17 protein-coding genes are annotated in these 19,312 nt (G+C 67.5%); 7 read left to right on the top strand and 10 right to left on the bottom strand.

Features of this window, described 5'->3' with window-relative positions:
• Positions 1 to 61: 61 nt before the first annotated feature.
• Positions 62 to 1,444 carry a hypothetical protein gene (locus tag DW306_RS10275; protein ID WP_136055499.1) on the top strand — a complete coding sequence of 461 codons (1,383 nt, stop codon included), beginning with the start codon at positions 62 to 64 and terminating at the stop codon, positions 1,442 to 1,444.
• 26 nt (positions 1,445 to 1,470) lie between these two features.
• Here the strand turns inward: DW306_RS10275 and DW306_RS10270 are convergent, their stop codons facing one another.
• Positions 1,471 to 2,010 carry a GNAT family N-acetyltransferase gene (locus DW306_RS10270; protein WP_136055498.1) on the bottom strand — a complete coding sequence of 180 codons (540 nt, stop codon included), beginning with the start codon at positions 2,008 to 2,010 and terminating at the stop codon, positions 1,471 to 1,473.
• Positions 1,970 to 3,334, bottom strand: coding sequence for a lipopolysaccharide biosynthesis protein (locus DW306_RS10265; protein WP_168429286.1), 1,365 nt, complete (start codon positions 3,332 to 3,334; stop codon positions 1,970 to 1,972). The genes DW306_RS10270 and DW306_RS10265 overlap by 41 nt, the downstream gene beginning before the upstream one ends.
• Here DW306_RS10265 and DW306_RS10260 point away from each other — a divergent pair.
• The 3 genes from DW306_RS10260 to DW306_RS10250 all read left to right on the top strand — a co-directional run bounded on the left by DW306_RS10260 (position 3,328) and on the right by DW306_RS10250 (position 8,674).
• Positions 3,328 to 5,613, top strand: coding sequence for a GNAT family N-acetyltransferase (locus DW306_RS10260; RefSeq protein WP_136055496.1), 2,286 nt, complete (start codon positions 3,328 to 3,330; stop codon positions 5,611 to 5,613). The genes DW306_RS10265 and DW306_RS10260 overlap by 7 nt on opposite strands.
• Positions 5,614 to 5,816: 203 nt before the next feature.
• The gene (locus DW306_RS10255) at positions 5,817 to 7,547 is read left to right on the top strand and encodes a DUF4012 domain-containing protein (protein ID WP_168429285.1); all 1,731 of its coding nucleotides are present in this window, start codon (positions 5,817 to 5,819) and stop codon (positions 7,545 to 7,547) included.
• Positions 7,548 to 7,579: 32 nt separating this feature from the next.
• Entirely contained in the window at positions 7,580 to 8,674 is a 1,095-nt protein-coding gene (locus DW306_RS10250; protein WP_136055494.1) for a hypothetical protein, read from the top strand.
• Between the two features lie 10 nt (positions 8,675 to 8,684).
• On the opposite strand, the gene lepB is transcribed toward DW306_RS10250, so the two are convergent.
• Positions 8,685 to 9,365, bottom strand: coding sequence for a signal peptidase I (lepB, locus tag DW306_RS10245; RefSeq protein WP_136055493.1), 681 nt, complete (start codon positions 9,363 to 9,365; stop codon positions 8,685 to 8,687).
• Positions 9,366 to 9,413: 48 nt separating this feature from the next.
• On the opposite strand from lepB, the gene DW306_RS10240 reads away from it, so the two are divergent.
• Positions 9,414 to 10,490 (top strand): acyltransferase family protein, encoded by a 1,077-nt coding sequence (locus DW306_RS10240; RefSeq protein ID WP_136055492.1) that lies wholly within the window; start codon positions 9,414 to 9,416, stop codon positions 10,488 to 10,490.
• 6 nt (positions 10,491 to 10,496) lie between these two features.
• Here the strand turns inward: DW306_RS10240 and DW306_RS10235 are convergent, their stop codons facing one another.
• The 3 genes from DW306_RS10235 to DW306_RS10225 form a co-directional block, all read right to left on the bottom strand.
• Positions 10,497 to 11,489: a MauE/DoxX family redox-associated membrane protein gene (locus DW306_RS10235; RefSeq protein ID WP_136055491.1), complete on the bottom strand. Its 993-nt coding sequence runs from the start codon at positions 11,487 to 11,489 to the stop codon at positions 10,497 to 10,499.
• Between the two features lie 89 nt (positions 11,490 to 11,578).
• Positions 11,579 to 12,082: a hypothetical protein gene (locus tag DW306_RS10230; RefSeq protein WP_168429281.1), complete on the bottom strand. Its 504-nt coding sequence runs from the start codon at positions 12,080 to 12,082 to the stop codon at positions 11,579 to 11,581.
• A 197-nt stretch (positions 12,083 to 12,279) separates the two neighbouring features.
• Positions 12,280 to 13,176, bottom strand: a complete 897-nt coding sequence (locus DW306_RS10225; protein ID WP_136055490.1) for a helix-turn-helix domain-containing protein — start codon at positions 13,174 to 13,176, stop codon at positions 12,280 to 12,282.
• A 328-nt stretch (positions 13,177 to 13,504) separates the two neighbouring features.
• Between DW306_RS10225 and DW306_RS10220 the strand changes: the two genes are divergently transcribed.
• Entirely contained in the window at positions 13,505 to 14,593 is a 1,089-nt protein-coding gene (locus tag DW306_RS10220) for a PqqD family peptide modification chaperone (protein ID WP_136055489.1), read from the top strand.
• Here DW306_RS10220 and DW306_RS10215 read toward each other — a convergent pair.
• From DW306_RS10215 to DW306_RS10200, 4 genes are all read right to left on the bottom strand, one after another.
• Positions 14,584 to 16,041: a polysaccharide biosynthesis tyrosine autokinase gene (locus DW306_RS10215; RefSeq protein ID WP_136055488.1), complete on the bottom strand. Its 1,458-nt coding sequence runs from the start codon at positions 16,039 to 16,041 to the stop codon at positions 14,584 to 14,586. The two genes, DW306_RS10220 and DW306_RS10215, sit on opposite strands and share 10 nt — an antisense overlap.
• Before the next feature lie 94 nt (positions 16,042 to 16,135).
• Positions 16,136 to 16,864 (bottom strand): low molecular weight phosphatase family protein, encoded by a 729-nt coding sequence (locus DW306_RS10210; protein ID WP_240747149.1) that lies wholly within the window; start codon positions 16,862 to 16,864, stop codon positions 16,136 to 16,138.
• Positions 16,861 to 17,334, bottom strand: a complete 474-nt coding sequence (locus DW306_RS10205) for a VanZ family protein (protein ID WP_136055487.1) — start codon at positions 17,332 to 17,334, stop codon at positions 16,861 to 16,863. The genes DW306_RS10210 and DW306_RS10205 overlap by 4 nt, the downstream gene beginning before the upstream one ends.
• Before the next feature lie 35 nt (positions 17,335 to 17,369).
• The gene (locus DW306_RS10200) at positions 17,370 to 18,314 is read right to left on the bottom strand and encodes a Ppx/GppA family phosphatase (protein ID WP_136055486.1); all 945 of its coding nucleotides are present in this window, start codon (positions 18,312 to 18,314) and stop codon (positions 17,370 to 17,372) included.
• 36 nt (positions 18,315 to 18,350) lie between these two features.
• Here DW306_RS10200 and coaA point away from each other — a divergent pair, with 36 nt between their 5' ends.
• A complete protein-coding gene (gene coaA / locus DW306_RS10195) occupies positions 18,351 to 19,295 on the top strand; it encodes a type I pantothenate kinase (protein WP_136055485.1) in 945 nt (314 codons plus the stop codon).
• Positions 19,296 to 19,312 lie beyond the last annotated feature (17 nt).

Here is a 19,312-nt window from a genome sequence, read left to right as displayed (position 1 = left end):
GGTGCCCCGCCTCGGCGACATTTAATGGGTAGGCTCGTGCCCTGTGGAACGGAAAGACAGCATGACCTCATCGGAGAGTTCGTTGCGCAGTGCTGTCAAATTCCCCGGCCGTGAGTTCGTGCTTGTCCCGCTGGGCGTCATCGTTTTCGCCTTCCTGTTGCACTGGGTATACGCCGACCTCATCGCGCCGCCTTTCGGCTACCTCGGATACCGATATCGCGAGCCGCATACTGAAGCCGTCATCATCTCCCTGATCACTGCGATCGTCGCGGCGCTTGCGCTCCCTCGTCGTATCGAGCGGGCGTCGAGCGTTGTGCTCTGGGTGCTCTACGTCGTGACCGTCGCTCCGACGATCCTGATGGCCTCGTACACGCCGTATCGTGAGGACAACGAGGCCATCCTCCTGGGCGTCGTCGTCTCAGCGGTCTTCGTCGGCATCTGCCTCGGCGTACGCGGAACCGTCCGGCCTCTGAACTTCGCAGTATCGCCGACATCGATCTGGCTCGCCCTCATCATCATCTCCGTCGTGACGTACGCGCTGCTCGCGTTCACACAGGGGATCAGCCTCAGATTCCTCGACCTACTCGACGTCTACGACGTGCGCGAGGAGTATGCGAACAACCTCGAGGGCATCGGCATCCTCAGTTATCTGGTCTTCATCCAGGCGAACGTAGTAAATCCGATGATGGTCGCTCGAGGTCTGTTCCTGCGTCGCCAGCTCTGGACCGCATGGGGGATCATCGGGCAACTGATCCTCTATTCCACGACAGGTTTCAAGAGCATGCTGTTCGCGATCCCTGCGTGGCTGATCATCGCTTTCTTCCTGCGTCGACGTCGGCGCACCGCTGACGGGCTTGCCCTCATCTGGGGCGCCTCCGGGATGATCCTGTTGTCGGCGATCGTCGACCACCTGACGAACTCGATTCTTCTCACCTCCCTGCTCTCGCGCCGCTTCCTCGTCACACCCGGCGTCTTCACCTCGGTGTACGCCGAGTTCTTCTCCGAGAACCCTCAGGTTCACTTGGGCCATTCGATTCTCAGAGGGTTCGTCGAATATCCCTACAATCGCACGCCCCCCTACGTGATCGGAGAGTGGATGGCGGGGCTGCCCACCATGGCAGCAAACGCGAACATGTTCGCCGATGGTTTCGCCAACTTCGGCTGGGCGGGTTTGGTCGGTGCCGGTGTCGTGCTCTTGTTGTACCTCAAGGTGTTGGACCGGGTTTCCGCGGGAATTCCTGTGGGCGTGGTCGGGGTGATCATGACGATGCCCACCGTCGCGCTCTCGAATACGTCGGTACTCACCGCGATGCTGTCGCATGGCCTGGTGGCCGCGCTGGTACTGCTGGCCATCATGCCTCGCGACTACGACATCCGTGACGCGGGGCGCGGTGTTCTGCCCGGTTTGATCCCTGAACGCTCTTTCGCTTCGCAGAGACGTTGAGCAGTGACGACTGCCGGGCGACGCGCTCAGAGTCGTCTGAACGGACGGCGGCGGCTCCACACCAGTCGTCGGGCGACGACGATATCGGTGGTCTCCTGGCGTGCGGCGAAACCGGCGCGCACGATGCCTCGCTGCGACGAGATGTTGTCTCTACCGGTATCGACGAGCACGCGGCCGGCTCCCGAGTCGAGAGCCCATGCCGTCAGCTCGTGCAGCATTTCTCGATAGATGCCGCGCCCGCGGTGTCGCGGATCGACGAAGCAGTAATGGATGAGGCATTCTCCTGCCTCCAACCGTGCGTAGGAGTTCACCACGGCAGCTCGGTCGATGGGAGCTGTGATCCACGCGTGTCCGGCGGGGACTCCATCGACCAGGGCGAAGACGCCATGCCGACCTTCGTCGGAGAAGCGCACGAATACGCGGGCAAGCGAATCCTCGCGGATCGCCCTCACGAGGTGCGCGTTCTCCGCGTCGATGTCTTTCATCGCCAGCGAACGGGCGGGGACAGCTTCATCGTCGGGCCACTCATAGCTCAGATTGCGGTAGATCTTGATCGGGCGCCGCATGCGATACCTTCCTCGAGACAATTCGTAGGCCGTACAGCCAGGTGGCGATGTAGTTCAGGACCTGAGCGCCGTACATCATCCAGACCATGTCAATGACATCGAGCCCCAGAGCCAGCGCGATGGCGCCTGCGGCGAGGATCAAAGCCACCCGCGAGGCATCGATGGCGAGGGACGCGACGGACTGGTGAACGGTGTACACCTGGCTCAACGGTGAGACGACGAGGCTCACACTCGCCGAGATCGCCATCCCTTGGGCGAGGTATCCGCTCGCCTCCCAATCGCTGCCCAGAATCCACGGCAGCGCCCAGGGGGCGACGGCCAGAATGATGATGCACATCGGAGCGGCGATCGCCGTGATGCGCCACGTCGCCCGGAGGTACAGCGCCCGCGAGGAGCCGGCACCGTCCCTGAGCCGTTGGGCGATCTCCGCACCGAAGACCTGCGCGAGAGCTGCGCCGATGAGCGCGGCGGGGAGGAAGACCAAGCGCTGCGCCATCCCCAGCTGGCCCGCTGCGCCGGAACCGAACCAGGCGGAGAGCAAGATGAGCGGCAACTGACTCCCGAGGGAGTTGAGCAGAGACGAAGGCGCCAGGATCGCCGGGCTGCGCCAGTAGGTGCGAGCGAGATCACGCATGGAGGCACCGCCCCGTGCCGCTCGCAGGGGTTTCAAGGATCGCGTCAGAGCTCCGAAACCGAGCAGGCGTCCGAGGAGCGCACCGCCCAGCAACCCGGTCGGAGAGGGGCTGAGGAGTCCGAACGCCAGTTGTGCGGCTGTAGTGCCTATCGATTGGATCGCCGAGCGCCAGCCGACCAGGCCGTAGCTCTTCGACCGCAGCGCGGCTTGAACAAGACTCGTGAACAACCCCGTGGTCAGGATGAGCGCCGCGATCCAGAGGGCGGCGAAAGGGATGGCATCCATCATCGAGGGGAGCGCCAGCGGCCCGACAAGGGCGACGACGACGCCCGAGAGAACGGCGACGACCGTGGTCGAGAGGATGGCGAGGATGAGCAGATTCCGCGCATCCGCATCCTTCGGGGGCAGCAGGATCGCGGAGTCGAACTTCAGGGCTGTCGCCGGGCCTACAGCGCTGGCGATGGCGAGCGCGGTCGAGAAGGCGCCGAAGGCCTCCGGCGGATAAATCCGAGAAAGGAACGGGGTGGCGACGGCCACGATGATCTGGCCAACAAGCGTTCCCGACGTGATCGCCAGAACTCCACGCGACGCCGAACCCAACCGAAGTCGCCTGAATTGCATGATCTCATTCTGGCCCACAGCACGATAAGGCGAGAGACCATCGCGACGATAGGATCGTGACGATGTCAACTCTCCCTGCTGGAACGGTGCGGGCGGCCGCCGTCTCGCGGCGCATCTCGCCGGGCGATCAGGTGCCGCTGGGGGCTTCCGACTCCGGCTCCCTTCCATGGCAGGGGATCGTCTCGGATCTTGAAGTGAACGTCCTCGCGCTGTGGATGGAATCGGATGAGCCGGCGATGCTCATCGTGACTCTCGACCTGCTCTACCCCGGCTCAAAGGTGCGGGAAGCCGTCGAAGCGGCGGCGGCGCCCCTGCCGGCCGACCGGATCGTGGTAGCGGCGAGCCACACTCATCGCGCACCCATGACCGACGCCAGCAAACCTGTTCTCGGTCGGCCCGATCCCGCCTACATGAGCTGGGTTGCCGACGAGGTCCGCCTGGGTGTCGAGCAGGCCCTGAGCGCCGTCCCACAGCCGGTCACGCTGGCCGTGGGGGAGACGATCGCCGAGCACAGCATCAACCGGCGGCTTCGCAAGAAGCTGGTCGTGGCCCGACGCCCACGGATCAATGACGTGGTCAACGCTCCGAATCCGGAGGGGCAGACAGACGAGCAGTTGACGGCCGTCGTGGTGAAAGACTCTTCCGACCGCCCGCTGGCGATCCTCTGGAATTACGCGTGTCACCCGGTCGGCGGGCCGGTCCGCAATGGGGTCGACAGTCACTTCCCCGGCTACGTGCGTCGGGAGCTGCGCGCGGCGCTCGCCGACGATGCGATGCCGATCCTCTTTTTGCAGGGCTTCTCCGGTGACGTTCGTCCGAACGCGAGCGCGAAGGTGCACAGTACTCGCAGACGACTCCGCCAACTCGCAACAGGCAGGCTCTTCGAGGACATGACCTGGCCGACGTATGAGGCCTGGTGTGGCAGCCTCGCGAGTCTTGTTGTCAAGGCGGTGGGGTCGGCGGTACCGATCCGTCCGATCGAGGTCCATGGATCGCGCGTGACAGTGGAAGCGGATCGATTCGTCGTGGGCCCGGGAGCGGCTGACGTGAGCTTCGGTCGTCTGGCCATCGGCGATTCGCTTGTCCTGTACACCGTGAGTGGCGAGGTCGTCGTCGCCTACGCTCAGCGGCTGCGTGACCGAGACACGTCTCGTCACGTGATGTGCGTCGGCTGCGCAGACCAGGTGATCGGATACCTCCCGACAAAGGACGTCCTCGACGAGGGTGGGTACGAAGCGGGCGGGTACTGCGCCTCATTCGGGCTCGACCGAGTCGCGGAAGACGTCGACGGCGCGATGATGGCCTCGTTCGAGGCAGTGGGGCTGCCGGTGATGCGGAATCAGCCACCCGCCCGGATCACGACCGGCGGAGCGAGTGCGGAGACGCGGAACAGGAAGACGGAGAAGGTGCAGGAGACTGATCGCGATCTCGCCGCCGGCGTGGGCCACTACTCCATCTTCCAGCAGCCATGGTGGCTCGACGCGACGGCGCCGGGCCGATGGGACGCTGTCGAGATCGAAGAGGGCGGTCGTGTCGTCGCCCGGCTTCCGTTCGTCGCGACGAAGAAGCTGGGACTTCGTGTCCTGAGTCAACCGTCGCTGACGCAGGCGCTCGGCCCGTGGATCGAGCGGATCCCGGAGTCGTCTTCGAAACGCCTGGCTCGGGAGAAGGATTTGTATTCGCGGCTGATCGCCGGCCTGCCCACGCACGATGTCTTCCGCCAGAACTTCCATTCCGAGGTGACCAACTGGTTGCCGTTCTATTGGAGCGGTTTCTCGCAGACAACGCGATACAGCTACGTGCTCGACGGGATTCAGGACCAGGCGCAGTTGTTGGCCGGTTTCAGCAAGACCACCCGGAACCTAGTCAAGCAGGCTGAGCGAATCCTCGAGGTCACCGAGAGCGATGATGTCGAAGATGTGCTCGATCTCGCTGAGATGACGTTTGCGCGGCAGGGGAAGTCTCTTCCCTACTCGCGGGATCTTCTCCGGAGAATCGATGCGAGCGCGCATCGTCACGCGCATCGTCGTGCTCTGATCGCGCGCGATGCGGGCGGGCGTGCGCACGCTGCTGCCTACATCGTCGGGGATCAGGCGAAGGCGTACCTGCTCGTCACCGGCGCGGATCCAGAACTCCGAAAGAACGGGGCGGGCAACCTCGTGCACTGGCGGGCGATTCAAGCCGCTGGCGAGTTCACTGACGCTTTCGACTTCGAAGGATCCATGCTCGAGCCGATCGAGGAGTTCTACCGCAAGTTCGGTGCCACGCAGTCACCGTATTCATTCGTCTCGAGGAGCTCCCGCTTGGGGGCATTGGCGTTCGAAGCACGTCGGCTGATGAGCCGCTAGATCGACGTGAATCCCTCGAGACCTCGTCCTGACGTTCCCGCGGCTCTCGCGGGCTCCGGGACCGAACCCGTGTAATCATGGACCAGATGCCCGATTCTCAGACACCGTCCCCTTCTCGCCGGCAAGTGCGGGAAGGCGCACGAGAGCCCGTCCCCGCACGGAGGCGCCGCATCCGGCCCTGGGTGTGGGCCGCGGTCTCGGTCGTGCTTCTGCTTCTCATCGCCGCAGTTATCTGGGCCGGTCAGCGCGTCTACGCGCAGGCGCAGGATGCGCGCACACATCTCACTGCGGCGATGCCGCACGCGGAAGAGATGCAGGCCGCGCTTCTGGCCTCCGACAGTGCTTCCGCCGCCGCGGCGGCGGAGGCATTCATGGCGGAGGCCGCGCAGGCGGAGGCAGCGACCAGCGGAAGACTGTGGGGCTTCGCCTCCTCGCTTCCGATCCCTCTCACGGAGAATCTTCGCGCCGTCCGACTCGTCACTCAGATCGCGTCTTCTCTAGGGGAAGACGTCCTCTCTCCGGCGAGCGCCCTCGATCTGAATGTCCTCAAGCCTGCGCAGGGCCGGGTCGATGTGGCCGCTCTCCAGACTCTGTCGTCGACCGTGACGGATATGGAAGAGTCGATCGGATCTTCTCTGACATCGCTTGAGGGAATCGATCGTGGCGCGCTCATCGACCAGGTCGACGGAGGCGTCGCTGACGTCGATTCGACGCTCAAGCGGTTGCAGAGCGTGCTGGAACCCGCGCAGAGCATCCTCTCGGTGCTCCCCAACGCCCTTGGCGCCGCCGGGCCGCGCAACTATCTGGTGATGTTCCAGGGGAACGCGGAGGCGCGCGCGAGCGGCGGGGGACCAGGATCGTTCATCCTCATCCAGGTCGCTGACGGCGCGCTGACGATCGTCAAGGAGGCGGCGGCGACAGAGTTCGACATCGCCCTCCCGGAGCCGATCATGCCGCTGGATGCCGAGACCGCGGCGGTGTATTCGGACACGATCGGACGCTGGATCGCGAATCTCACGGCGACTCCGGATTTCCCGACGAGTGCGGCGCTCGCCAAGGCATGGTGGGTCGATCGCTTCGGGGATCAGATCGATGGGGTGATCTCTGTCGACCCCGTCGCCCTGAGCTACCTCCTAGTCGCGACCGGGCCCCTGCCGCTTCCGACGGGTGAGACCCTCAGCAGTGAGAACGCCGTCTCTCTTCTTCTCAACGGTGCGTATTTCGCCTATCCCACGGGTGTGGAGTCGAACATCTTCTTCGCCGGCGCGACCTCGTCGGTGTTCGCCGCAATGACCCAGGGAGCGGCCGATCCCGTCGCCTTCGTCAACGCGATCACCCGCTCGGCCGACGAAGGGCGCATCAAGGTGTGGACCGCGGACCCGGCTGCGCAGGCGCTCCTCGGGACCTCCCCTGCGGCCGGGATACTGCCGGTCGAGAACGACGAGGAGACCACCGTCGGCGTGTACTTCAACGACACGACCGGCTCCAAGATGGACTACTACGTCGATGCGGCCGTCTCCGTCGCCACAGATCAGTGCTCGGCGACGGCGGAACCCACATGGACGACGACCGCGACGCTTCAGAACTCCACAACGCGTGAGAATGCCGAGAAACTCCCTCTCTACATCACGGGGCCGTACTACACACCCGGAGACATCGCGACGGACTTCGTCGTCTACGCGCCGGTCGGCGCGACGATCGAGAGCTGGACGCTGGACGGGAACGAGTACGCGGCGACATCCCATACGATGCATCTCGGTAGGGACGTGCTGCGAATCGCTGTCGTCACCCCGCCCTCCAGCACCTCGACGCTCGCGGTGTCCATGAAGGGCGCGCCCGGTGTGGATGCAGAGGCCTACGGCCCGGTCAGCGTGCGCAACTCACCCATGGTACGGGCGACTCCGGTGACGATCGATGCCCCGGGGTGCGAATAGTGCCGAGTCGTGCCGCAGTCGCATTCGGAGCGTTGGACCTTCGAGGGACTGATCTCGAGGACGAGGGCTTCGAGCTCGTCGTCGTCCCGGTCGAGCCCGGCGTGCCGACATTCCTCATGGGGCGGGGTGCCGAGGTGTGGAGGGCGATGGTCTCCGGCGACCCCTCGAACCTCGATGGTGAGGACGACACCGAAGGGGTCCAGAGCACGCTCGAGGACATGGGTATCGCGTCGACGGATCCGAACCACCCTGCACGGCTGACCGAGCTCGCGCCGTCGTGGCTCGTCTCGCCTTTCCACGAGTTGGTCTACGCGCTGATCGCCCATGTGTGCGCGGCGCAGGGCATCCAGGTCGTCTTCATCAAGGGGCCGACCCTCCATGCGCAGCAGCTGAGAGCACGTCAGCACTCCGGTGACGTCGACTGCTGGGTGCGCCCCGGTGACGACATCAGGCTCGCTGAGGCGATGCGGGTGTGGGGCTGGACACCGTTGCTGTCGCCGTTCACGGGAACGGGCGTCACCCATTCACTCACGCTCGAAGCAGGCGAGTGGGGGTGCGCGATCGATGTGCACACCCGATACCCCGGGATCGACATCGATCCCTCCGCGGCCTTCGAGATCGCGCTCGCCGAGTCCGAGCCACGCGTCTTCGCCGGTGTGACCTGTGCGACGCCCCGCACGCCCTTCCATGCGATCGTCTGGGCACTCCACAGTGTCCGACCTTTCGTGGGCGCTCCGGCGGGGGAATCCGGCATTCAGGAGGCCGCCGAGGCGCTGGGGGCCGCCGGATCCGAGACGGTGGAACTCGCGGAACGTCTGAACGCGGTGTACGCCCTGCAGATCCCGCTGCAGCGAGCGTTCCCGGCTGCTGCGCGTACGTACCCCGACGCGCGGCCTCCGGCTGACTGGGCATGGCGGCTCACGGCATCCGCCCCACGACGTCATCTCCGTGCACTGGGAACAGTCCCCTTGCGACAGCGCCCGGCCGTGCTCGGCCGACTGCTCTGGCCGAGTGCGGACGTGCTCGTCGCGGCGGGCGAGGATCCGGGATCCTCGTGGGCGAGCCGTTCGCTCTTTCGAGTTCGTCGCGTGGTCAAAGCAGCGTCCGCCCTCGTCCGTCGACGCTGATCCGCCGCGCCTACGGCCCGCCCCAGCGCGACACCGGCCACAGGATGGGTCCGGCCTTACCGAACACGGAGTCGCGCTGCATCCAGCGCCAGCATCCGTCGTCCGGCTCGGCGGTGCCGCGGCAGAGGAAGACGGAATCGGCCGAGTTCGCCCGGTTGTCGCCGAGAACCATGTACGCGTCTTCGGGCACCGTCACCTCGGGGAAGCACCGTGTCGACATCGGCGTGGAGTCGCAGTCGAGCTCCCCGTTGACGAAGGGGAGGTCCTTCACGACGTACGGCTCGTGCAGGGGTTCGCCGTCGACGAGCACCTGCCCGTCGGCGGAGCAGCATTCCACCGTCTGCCCTTCCCCGGCGATCACTCGCTTCACCAGGACATACGGGCGGATGCCGGTGGTCTCGCCCGCCCACTGCAGGACGCCGGTGAACCAGTTGCCGGCCGCGGGCTTCTCACCCCAGCTCTCATCGGGACGGAACACGACGATGTCCCCGGGAGCGGGGTCGGATCCGACGAATGCGAGTCGGTTGACGATGATCCGATCACCGGGTTCCAACGTCGGGGACATCGATCCGGACGACGGCTGACCGAGGAACGCGACGACGATCGCGGTGAGTGCGAGGGCGAGTGCGACGTTGATCCACACGCTGCCGAGCCGACGACGCCGCGGAGCGGGAGCGTCGGCAGTGGTCATGTCGTCTCCAGGTCGCGCGCGCGGGGGTCCACCCAATAATGTCAGGGAATGGACCAATATTCTGCGAGCACGGCGACGCGTGCGCCGGAGGCCCGACTGCGTCAGAGGGCCGCATCCGGCCGCCTTCTGGTTCCGGACGTCCTACGCGGATTCGCGATCATCGCGATGCTCATCGCTCATGCGGCGTCCTTCGTTCCGAACGCCCCCTGGGCCGTGCACTTCCTCACCGCGAACTTCAGCGACGTCGCCTCACCGCTCTTCGCGCTGGTGATGGGCATGTCGGCGGAACTCGTCTGGCGACGCGGTGGACGCGTGGGGACGACCCTCCTGCAGCAGACTCTCCGCGGCCTGTTCCTCATCGTCCTGGGCGTCTGGATGGCGTCCTGGGGGTCATGGGTCGCCGTGGTGCTCTCCTACCTCGGCCTGCTCATCATCATCGGTGCGCCGATCCTGCTCGCGCGCACTCCCGTGGTCATCGCCGTGACCGTGCTGATCCTCGTCGTGAGCCAGCCGCTCCTCGCACTCGCCCGCACCTGGGTCTGGGTCTACACCGCGCCGCTGCCGGTGCGGGAGCTCATGACATGGATGTTCCTCGGCCCGCAGTACCGCGTCGTGAACCTGTTGCCGATGTTCCTCATCGGAGCGCTCCTCATCCGCCACGGCCTGAAACGGGACCGGCTGCTCTGGGTGCTCGCCGCTGCGGCGCCTCTCGCATACCTGGCCTGGGGAGTGGGACAGAGGCTCGGCACGGTGCTCTCCGGCGACTACCTCGACACCCTCAAAGACCTCGGACTCGTGTTCGCGGTCTATGTCTGCGCGGTCCTCGCGGCGACCGTCCGCCGCGAACGCGCCGAGCGCGTCTGGGGAGCGATCTTCGTTCCCCTGCGGGCCTGCGGCCAGGTCGCGCTGTCGCTGTATCTGCTGCACGTGGGGCTCATCGCGCTCTGGAATAACGCCTATGGCCGCCCCGAGGCGAACGTCTATCCCGGCTGGTTGGTCATCGTCCCCGGCATGATCCTCGTCGGATGGCTGTGGTGGCGCTTCGTCGGCACAGGTCCCGTGGAATGGGTCATGGGCTGGATCACCGGCCGCCCGAAGCCCCTGCGTCGCGCCGCTCAGCGCTGAGGCTGCTCAGGCCGGCGGAGCCGCGGCGAGAGAGCGGATGCTGTCGATGAGCAGCACCGCCTCCTCGCTGCCGATCGCGAGCGGTCCTGCCTGGACGCCGTCCGTGCCGATGAGCGCGGCCACCGGAGTCGCGGGGCCGGTGTCGAGGCTCGCGCCGAGCGACCCGCCGACGTCGAGGACGAAGCGCGCGTTCACAGGCAGCTCGTGGGCGGAGCGCGCGTCTGCGGAGCCGGAGGAGGCTCTCTGGACGACGTAGACGTCCACGAGGCCGCCGAGGTCGTCCTGGGCTGTCCTGAGCGGCGCCAGGGCTGTGTCGCAGGCATGACATCCCGCAGACACGAAGATCAGAAGACGAGCGCGTGCGCCGGGGGCCAGGAGATCGACGATCTCCGACGTCTCGGGAAGGAGCACGGCGCCGACTCCCCGAGCAGCAGGGGACCGAGCGGCCGCACCGGGCGTCGTGGCGCGGACCATCGCCCACGTGGCGGCGGCGACGAGCGCGGACGCCGCCAGAGCGCCGGCGGTGCTCGCTGAGCTGGCAGGGGAGGACAGGGCGAGCGGCAGTCCGAAGGGCTCATCGGAGAGAGCCAGGATGCCCGCGGACGACACCAGCACCCCGAGGGCAGCGACCGTCAGCATCACATTGCGCGTGATCAGCCGCGGACCGATCGCGGCCGGGAGCCAATCCCCGAAGCATCCGCAGTCGTCGGTCGCGCCGCGTCGATGCGCGCGCACCACCACGATCAGCAGACCGGCGGTGAGGACGAGCGCCGCAGCGGCGAAGAGCAGGAAGACCCATCCCCAGGTCGCGACGAGTCCGAGCGCGACCAGCGACTCGGCGACGATCAGCGCGGTCGCCGCGGCATCCGGATGCCGGACCGGGATCTGCAGGGCGTCGAACGATGCGCGACCACGGTCGGGGGAGCGGAGCTTCCCGATGGCGCTCACCGCGAAGACGACCGCGACGAAGACGGTCAGCGGGATGATGAACGCGTTCATGCCCTCATCCTCCTGGATCGGCAGAACGGCCGGACCCCGAAGGATCCGGCCGCTCTGATGTCTGACTGCTCAGATCTGCTGCGATCCGATCAGGCGGCCGAGCAGAGGACGAGCGTCGAGGTCACCGAGCCGGCCGACTTCGCGCCCGTCGCGGTGTAACCGGCCGGCAGCGTCGCCGCGGCGTTCAGGGTGAACGCGACAGTGATCGACAGCGTGGTGCGAGCCGCGAGGGTCGCACCGGCCGGAAGGTCCGCGGTGAGCGTGATCTGACGGCTGGTCGCCGACAGGACCGCGACGTTCGCCGTTCCGCCGGAGATGCTGAAGACGCCGATGTTCGCGACGCCGCTGCCGGTGATGGTGATGGTGGTCCCAGCGGGCAGCGGAGCCGTCGGGCCCGCGGTGATCGTGAAGCCGGGGCCGAGGACGCCGAGCACGCCACAGGATCCGTTGAGTGCGAACGCGCCCACGTCGACGGTCGATGCCGCTGCGAGCGGCGTGGCCACTGCGGCCGCGATGACCGGAACGGACCATGCGGCGCCCTTGACGACGGTACGGCGCGAGAAGCCGCTGTTCTTCTGGATTTCTTCGGTCACGTGAGTGCCCTCCCTCATAGATGCAGATACGGTTCCCCGTTGTGTCGCAAAGAGGCGACACGTTGTCTGCATCCCCCAGGAGCCTCTTCGTAGGCATCAAGTTAGGGGCGCGATGAAGGGCGAAAACATCGAATGGATGAAGTCAGCGCATTGTGCGCTGAACCTGCGCGATCTGAGCGAAAACGCGGGTTCTGAGGCTATGCGCGACGCTGTGCGCGGAGCACTCGAGGCGTCGTCCGGTAGGCCTCGTCGAGGGCACGGCGCAGGCTCATCGGCGACTGGAAGCCGGCGCGCTGCGCGATCTGCTCGATGCTCAGCACGTCATACCGGCTGTCCACCAGGAGCGATCGGGCGAGCCGCGCACGCTGGCGGCGGATCTCGCCGGCGACGCTGTTGTCGGCCTCGGCGAAGACGAGCTGCAGCTGGCGCAGCGACGACTGCACCTCGCGGGCGACCTGGGTGGGCGTCAGCCCGGGATCGCCGCACTGCTGGGAGATCACGGCGATCGCGCGATCGCGCAGCACGGCTCGCGGAGAGCCGTGGCCCGACACGGCGCCGACGCGGTCGAGGAGGATGGCGCCGCCCATCTCCACGATCAGCTGCTCGACGGCGTACCGCTCGATCGCGGTCGCCCGCTCGTCGGCATCCAGCAGTCCTTCGACGAAATCCTGCATCGCTCGGTCGAGCAGGCGGCGCTCGGTGAACAGCTGTGCGTCTTCGGGGAGGGCGGAGACGAATGACGCCATCGCCGCACGCGGCACGAGCGCCAGCGTGGCGCTCCAGCGCCCTTGGCACCGCAGGCCGCGGGCGATTCCGGGTGCCGCGATCACCAATCCGGCTTCGATCTGCAGCCAGGGCTCGTCCGGAGCTCGCGACCAGAGCGCCTCCGCCTCGATGAACGCGAAGACGGCGTGCTCCGGATGGGCCCTCATCGTGTCGATCGCGACCTCGCTCGACGCACCGCGGAGGGTCAGCAGCGTGATCGAACCCGGAGTCCGCTCGCGAGCGCGCAGCGAGACCCGGTCTCCGACGGGGCGGATGCCGTGACTGATCAGCTCCTGCGGACCGATCTCCCTCACGATGCCGAGATCCACGAACCACCCTTCCGTGCCGCCGAATGAGCGCGCGCCAGAGCGGCTCGAGCTCGTCGACCCCCTCAGATCGACCTGCACTGCTGGCTTCGCGTGGTCGATACGCTACCGTCTCGAAGACCGTCGCGGGGACCGTGAACCAGCATTTCTTCTGGAGTCAGAGGATTTCCCTCGCGAGCAATTCCCTGACGCCGAATATCGTCACGCTAGGGCGATCCGGAGAGTTCGAACATCGAAATGACGAACTGCGCGCATTTTGCGCCAAACGTGCGCGCATTGTGCTTTCGCATCGATTCGGCGGGTCGCCCGGTCCGATCGATAGGCTGATCCCATGCCTGATCGCTTTCTCGTCAGCGCGGTCGGTGCCGTCATCGAAGTGGATGTCTCAGACCGGGATCCGGCGTTCCGGGCCCGCGCCGACGACGCCTGGGCAGACGCGCGGTATCACGGGGATCGGGCGGCCGATGCCGTGACGGCGGCTCGTGCTCATCTCGACGACGCGGCCGCGCTGTCGATGCTCTCGACCGACGTGACCACGACCGCCCTCGCCCACCGCCGAGGGGATCCGGTCTGGATGCTGCACGCCGCAGGCATCGCCGACGAGGAGGGTCGCGTGGTCGTCCTCAGCGCCCCCTCCGGGACGGGCAAGACCACGGCCGCCCGGCACCTGTCGCAGCGATACGCCTACGTCAGCGACGAGACCATCGCGATCGGCGCGGACGGCGCTGTGGACCCCTACCGCAAGCCCCTGTCGATCATCGAGCCGGGATCCGAGCACAAGGCGCAGCTGGCGCTCTCGAGCATCGACGGAGGACGCTCGCTCCCCGCCTCCCTGCGCGCGGTGAAGATCGTCGTGCTCGATCGCTCACCCGACGCCCCCGAGCAGCCGCTGCTCGAGGACCTCGATGTCGCGGAAGCCCTCCAGCTGCTCGGGCCCCAGACCAGCTACCTGTGCGACGGCGTCGCTCCGCTGCAGCGCATCGATGCCCTCCTCAGGGCGACGGGCGGAGCGGTGAGACTGCGCTACCGCGAGGTCGCCGGCATCGACGCGATCATCGACGGCCTGATGCGCACGGAGATCCGCCCGGTGCCCGCCATCCGGCCGCGTTCGCCCGCACCGGTGGCTGCGTCATCGCGCCCCGGCGCCTACCAGCGCTCCGAGATCGTGGAGGAGCTGGCTCTCGGCACCCGCACGGCCGTGCTGCGGCGGATGCCGACGGGTGGGCAGGTGCACGTGCTCGACGGCATCGGTCCCACCCTCTGGGAGGCCGCGCACGCCCACACGCTGGAGGAGATCGTCGCCGCCGTCATCGCGGAGCACGGCGAACCCGGAACCGGAGACGCTCGCGAGATCGTGCGCGCTGCCCTGCAGGAGCTCGTCGACGACGGGCTCCTGCAGGAGAGCCCTGCTCAGACCTGAGCGGCGCCCCGGCGGCGTACGCCCGGGGCCTCATCCTGCGCGTCGGACTCGTCCTTGTTCTGCGCGTACCGCTCGTAGGCGCCGTAGTACTCGCGGCCGTAGTACGCCGACTCCGCTCCCTTGCGGGGCACGCGGTTGAGCACGACGCCGAGCACGCGCCCGGTGGTGCGGGTGATGTTGTCGATCGCGCGCTGCAGCATGTCGAAGGTCGTCTTGCCGGACGAGACGACGATCAGCACCCCGTCGGCGCCGGCTGCCAGCACCGCGGCATCCGTCACCGGCAGCACGGGAGGCGAGTCGAGGATCACGATGGCGGACTTGCTGATCTCGGCCAGGAAGTCGCGCATGCGGTGCGAGCCCAGCAGCTCGCTCGGGTTCGGCGGGATGCGACCCGCGCCGACGACGGCCAGGGGAACGTCGCGCGACGGCCGGTGCGCCACATCCTGCAGATCGGCACGTCCGGCGAGCACGTCGGTGAGGCCGACATCATGCGACATGCCGAAGATGTCGGCGATGACCGGACGCCGGAGGTCGCAGTCGATGAGGATGGCCCACTGTCCGGCCGCCGCGAGGCTGGACGCCAGGTTGACCGACACGGTGGACTTGCCGTCGCCGGGCACAGAGCTCGTCACGACGATGACGCGAGGCGGGTTGTCCACGTCGATGAACTGGAGGTTCGTGCGCAGCTCGCGCATCGCCTCGATCGTGTGGTGAGAGACGCCGTGCTGCGACTCGAGCGAGAAGTCGATCACCTGACGCTCGTCGGCCATCGACTTCTCGAGGGGGAGCGTGCCGATCACCGAGACACCGGTCTCGCGCTCGATGTCGCGCGGGTGGCGCACGCGGCGGTCGACGGTGTGACGGACGAAGGCGTAGACGAGACCCAGCGCGAGACCGACGAGGGCGCCGATGATGATGTTGAGCCGCGTGTTCGGCGAGGACGGATCGGTGGGCAGTCGCGCCGAGTCTCCCACCATGAGCGAGATCGCCGCCGGCGTCGTCGACGTTCCCCCCTCGAGCTTCTCGATCTCGATCGCCATGCCGTCGAGCCACGCCTGCGCGAGGTCCTGCGCCGACTCGGGCGTCGAGCCCGTCGCGGTGACCTTCAGCGCGGTGGTGTCGACCGGGTTCGTGACCGTGACGTGGTTGACGAGCACATCCGGGGAGGTGTCGAGGTCGAGCTCGTCGATCGCGTGCTCGGCGACCGCGCGCCAGGAGCCGAGATTGAGATACGACTTCACGCGGCTCTGCGCGAGCTGGTTGCCGACCAGCGCGCTGCCGCTCGTGCCGTCGCCGCCCACCGCGGTGACGATGCCGGTGGTGTCGGCGGAGTACACCCGGGGCTGCAGGGCGCTCCAGCCGAAGGCGGCTCCGGCTCCGACGATCGTGGCGACGATGATCACGATCCAGTGCGCACGCAGAATGCGCACGTAGTCTCTCAGTTCCAACTCTTCATCCCCTCATGCATCCCGTGGGGAACTCGGGATGCAGACACGACAATGAGCATACGGTGAACGCCCGCCAGCCGTGGGCAGGCTCGGCTCAGCCGATCGCGACGCGCACGATCCGCTCGACCTCGTCGAGCGGGGGCACGAGCTGCGAGGCGGAGCGCTCGTAGGTCTCGCGAGAACGGCGATAGGGGTCGATCACATCGTCGTCGTCCGCCGTCGACGCCGTCAGGCCGCGCTGGTCGACGACGCCCCGCAGCACGGCGGCCAGCCTCTCGTGCGGCGAGCCCCCGGCGGCATCCGCAGCGGCGCGTGCGTCTTCCGTGGTGAGCGTCGAGGCGAGCCGGGCGAACTCGCGGATCGTGAACGTGCGGCGCAGACGATTCGGCATCATCTTCACCACGTGCGACCGGTGCTCGCGCGCCATCGTGAGGATGAGGTCGGCATCGGCCAGGAGCGGCTCGACCAGGTAGCGGGCGTGATGCGCGGCGGCGGCCTCAGGATCGGCTCCGGCCTGAACGGCGAGCTCGAGCGCCGGCTCGGGCATGCCGTGACCGACCAGGGCGTGGGTGCCCGCGCTGTGCACGCGCACGCCGAGCGGCTCCAGTCGTGTGCGCAGCAGCACCTCGGCGAGCGGCGAACGGCAGATGTTGCCCGTGCACACAGTGAGGATCGTCAGAGCCGATCGCGGTTGCTCCGCGGTGACGGGCCCCCCGAGGAAATCGGGCAGCGCCGCGGGTTCTTCCGGTGCCGCGTCCTGCTGCTCACGCCACTCTCTGCGGCTCATGCCGGAGGGTGGTCCGTCCTGATGGTGCGCGTTCACGCCGCCAGCCTACGCGTCGTCGCCGGCCGGCCGACTCCGGCGAGAGAGAGGATGATCGCCACGATCAGCGCGCCGATGAGAGTGCCGGTCGTGTTCGCGATCACATCCGAGAGCGTCGGGAACCGCGAGGGCATCACCCCTTGCACCGTCTCGATGAGGACGCTCATCAATGCGCCGATCAGCACGGCCTGCCACACCCGCAGACGTGGCCACGCCAGAACCAGGAGAAGGCCGATGGGCACGAAGAGCGCCACGTTCGCGAGGATCTCCAACACGAAGGCGCTCCGTGCGTACGACGCGATGCCCGCATCCGCGACCCAGCGGGCGATGATGCCGACGAGGCCGGTGACCTTCGCCGAGACGGCCGCCGGCAGCCACACCGTGAAACCCACGAAGAGCAGGTAGCCGACCAGCATCACCCGCGCCACCACGGCGCCGGTGCGTGCGCGGGTGATCGGGGGAGCGGACATGCCGCAATGGTAGCCAGCGCACCCGACCGCGGCTCTCAGTTTCGGGTGCCGCTCCAGTTCAGCTGCTCGATGTACCGCAGCAGCACTCCTTCGCGCAGCGCCCACGGCGACACCTCGAGCTCCTCGAGGTCGAGCACCGTCATCGCCGCGTGCAGCGACACTGCGGCCGCCACGATCTGGAACGTTCTGTCCGGCGTGATGCCGGGCAGCTCCTGACGAGCGGATGCCGGGAGCCGTGCGAGGCGCGGGATCCACGACCCGAGCGAGTCCCGGGGAAGAAGCATCCGGTCGCTGCCGGACCAGCCGGGCGCCGGGTATCCGACGAGGCGGGCGAGTGAGCGGATCGCCTTCGACGACCCGACGACGTGATCCGGTCGCGGCAGGGCGATGAACTGCGGCAGCACGGCCGCGAGCGTCTTCTTCGCATGGGCTCGCAGCCGTTCGACGTCGTCTTCGCCCGGCGGATCGTTCGGCAGGAACTGCACGGTCATGCGCCCCGCGCCCAGGGGGACGGATGCCGCGGCATCCGGCATCTCCTCCGCACCCGCCGCGATCTCCAGCGAGCCGCCTCCGATGTCGAGGAGCAGCAGCTGCCCGGCCGACCAGCCGAACCACCGGCGCACCGCGAGGAAGGTCAGCTCGGCCTCGGTCTCGCCGTCGAGCACCTGCAGGGGCTGGCCCAGCGCGGCCTCGATGCGGGCGATGACCTCGACGCCGTTGCGCGCGTCACGTACCGCGCTCGTCGCCGTCGCCAGCAGCTCGTCGACCTTCTCGGTCTCCGCGACGCGACGGGCCTGGGCGACCGCGGCCTCGAGCGCGACCACGCCCTCCTCCGAGATCGCGCCGTCCGATGTGAGATAGCGCATGAGGCGCAGCACCGTCCGGTCGCTCGTCTTCGCCAGCGGGCGACCGCCGGGGCGGACGTCGGCGGCGAGCATGTGGACGGTGTTGGAACCGATGTCGAGGACTCCCAGGCGCACGGGAAGAGACTACTCGTGCCCCGATACGATGGAAGGGTGACCACCGTCGACTCCGCGCAGCCGCTTTCTCCGTACCGTGAGATCGGTCGCGCGGAATGGGCACGGCTGGCGGCCGACCTCGATCAGCCCCTGAGCGAGACCGAGGTCGTCGAGGTCCGCGGCATCGGCGACCGGATGAGCATGACCGAGGTGCGCGAGGTCTACCTGCCGTTGAGCCGGCTGCTCAGCCTCTACGCCACCTCCACCAAGCGCCTCGGCGCCGCCACCTCGTCGTTCCTGCAGGAGGACGACACCACGACGCCGTTCGTCGTCGGCGTCGCGGGGTCCGTCGCCGTGGGCAAGTCGACGATCGCCCGACTGCTGCGCGAGCTGATGAGCCGCTGGCCGGGAACTCCCCGTGTCGAGCTCGTCACCACCGACGGCTTCCTCTACCCGAACGCCGAGCTCGAGCGGCGCGGCCTGATGGAGCGCAAGGGGTTCCCGGAGTCGTACGACCGTCGCGCGCTCCTCGAGTTCCTCACCGAGGTGAAGAGCGGCGCCCCCGAGGTGCGGGCTCCCTTCTACTCGCACATGCGGTACGACATCGTGCCGGACGCGCATGTCGTGGTGCGTCGTCCCGACGTCGTGATCGTCGAGGGACTGAACGTGCTGCAGCCGCCGCCCGCGCCGAACGACGTCGCGGTCAGCGACCTGTTCGACTTCTCGATCTTCGTCGACGCCGACACCTCGCACATCGAGAAGTGGTACGTCGACCGGTTCCTCGCTCTGCGTCAGGGCGCCTTCAGCAACCCGTCGTCGTACTTCAACGTGTTCGCGCACCTCACCGACGAGGAGGCGATCACGACGGCGCTCGGCTACTGGAACGAGATCAACATGCCGAACCTCGTCGAGAACGTGATGCCCACCAAGCACCGCGCGCGCCTGGTGCTGAACAAGGGCGCCGACCACACCGTCGAGAGCGTCCTGCTCCGCAAGCTCTGACTCCTGCGCTGTCCCGC

The organism is Microbacterium sp. K24, from assembly GCF_004794465.1.
Taxonomy (GTDB): Bacteria; Actinomycetota; Actinomycetes; order Actinomycetales; family Microbacteriaceae; genus Microbacterium.
The sequence above is the reverse complement of the archived record's forward strand: the minus strand, read 5'-3'. Positions and strand labels throughout refer to the sequence as shown.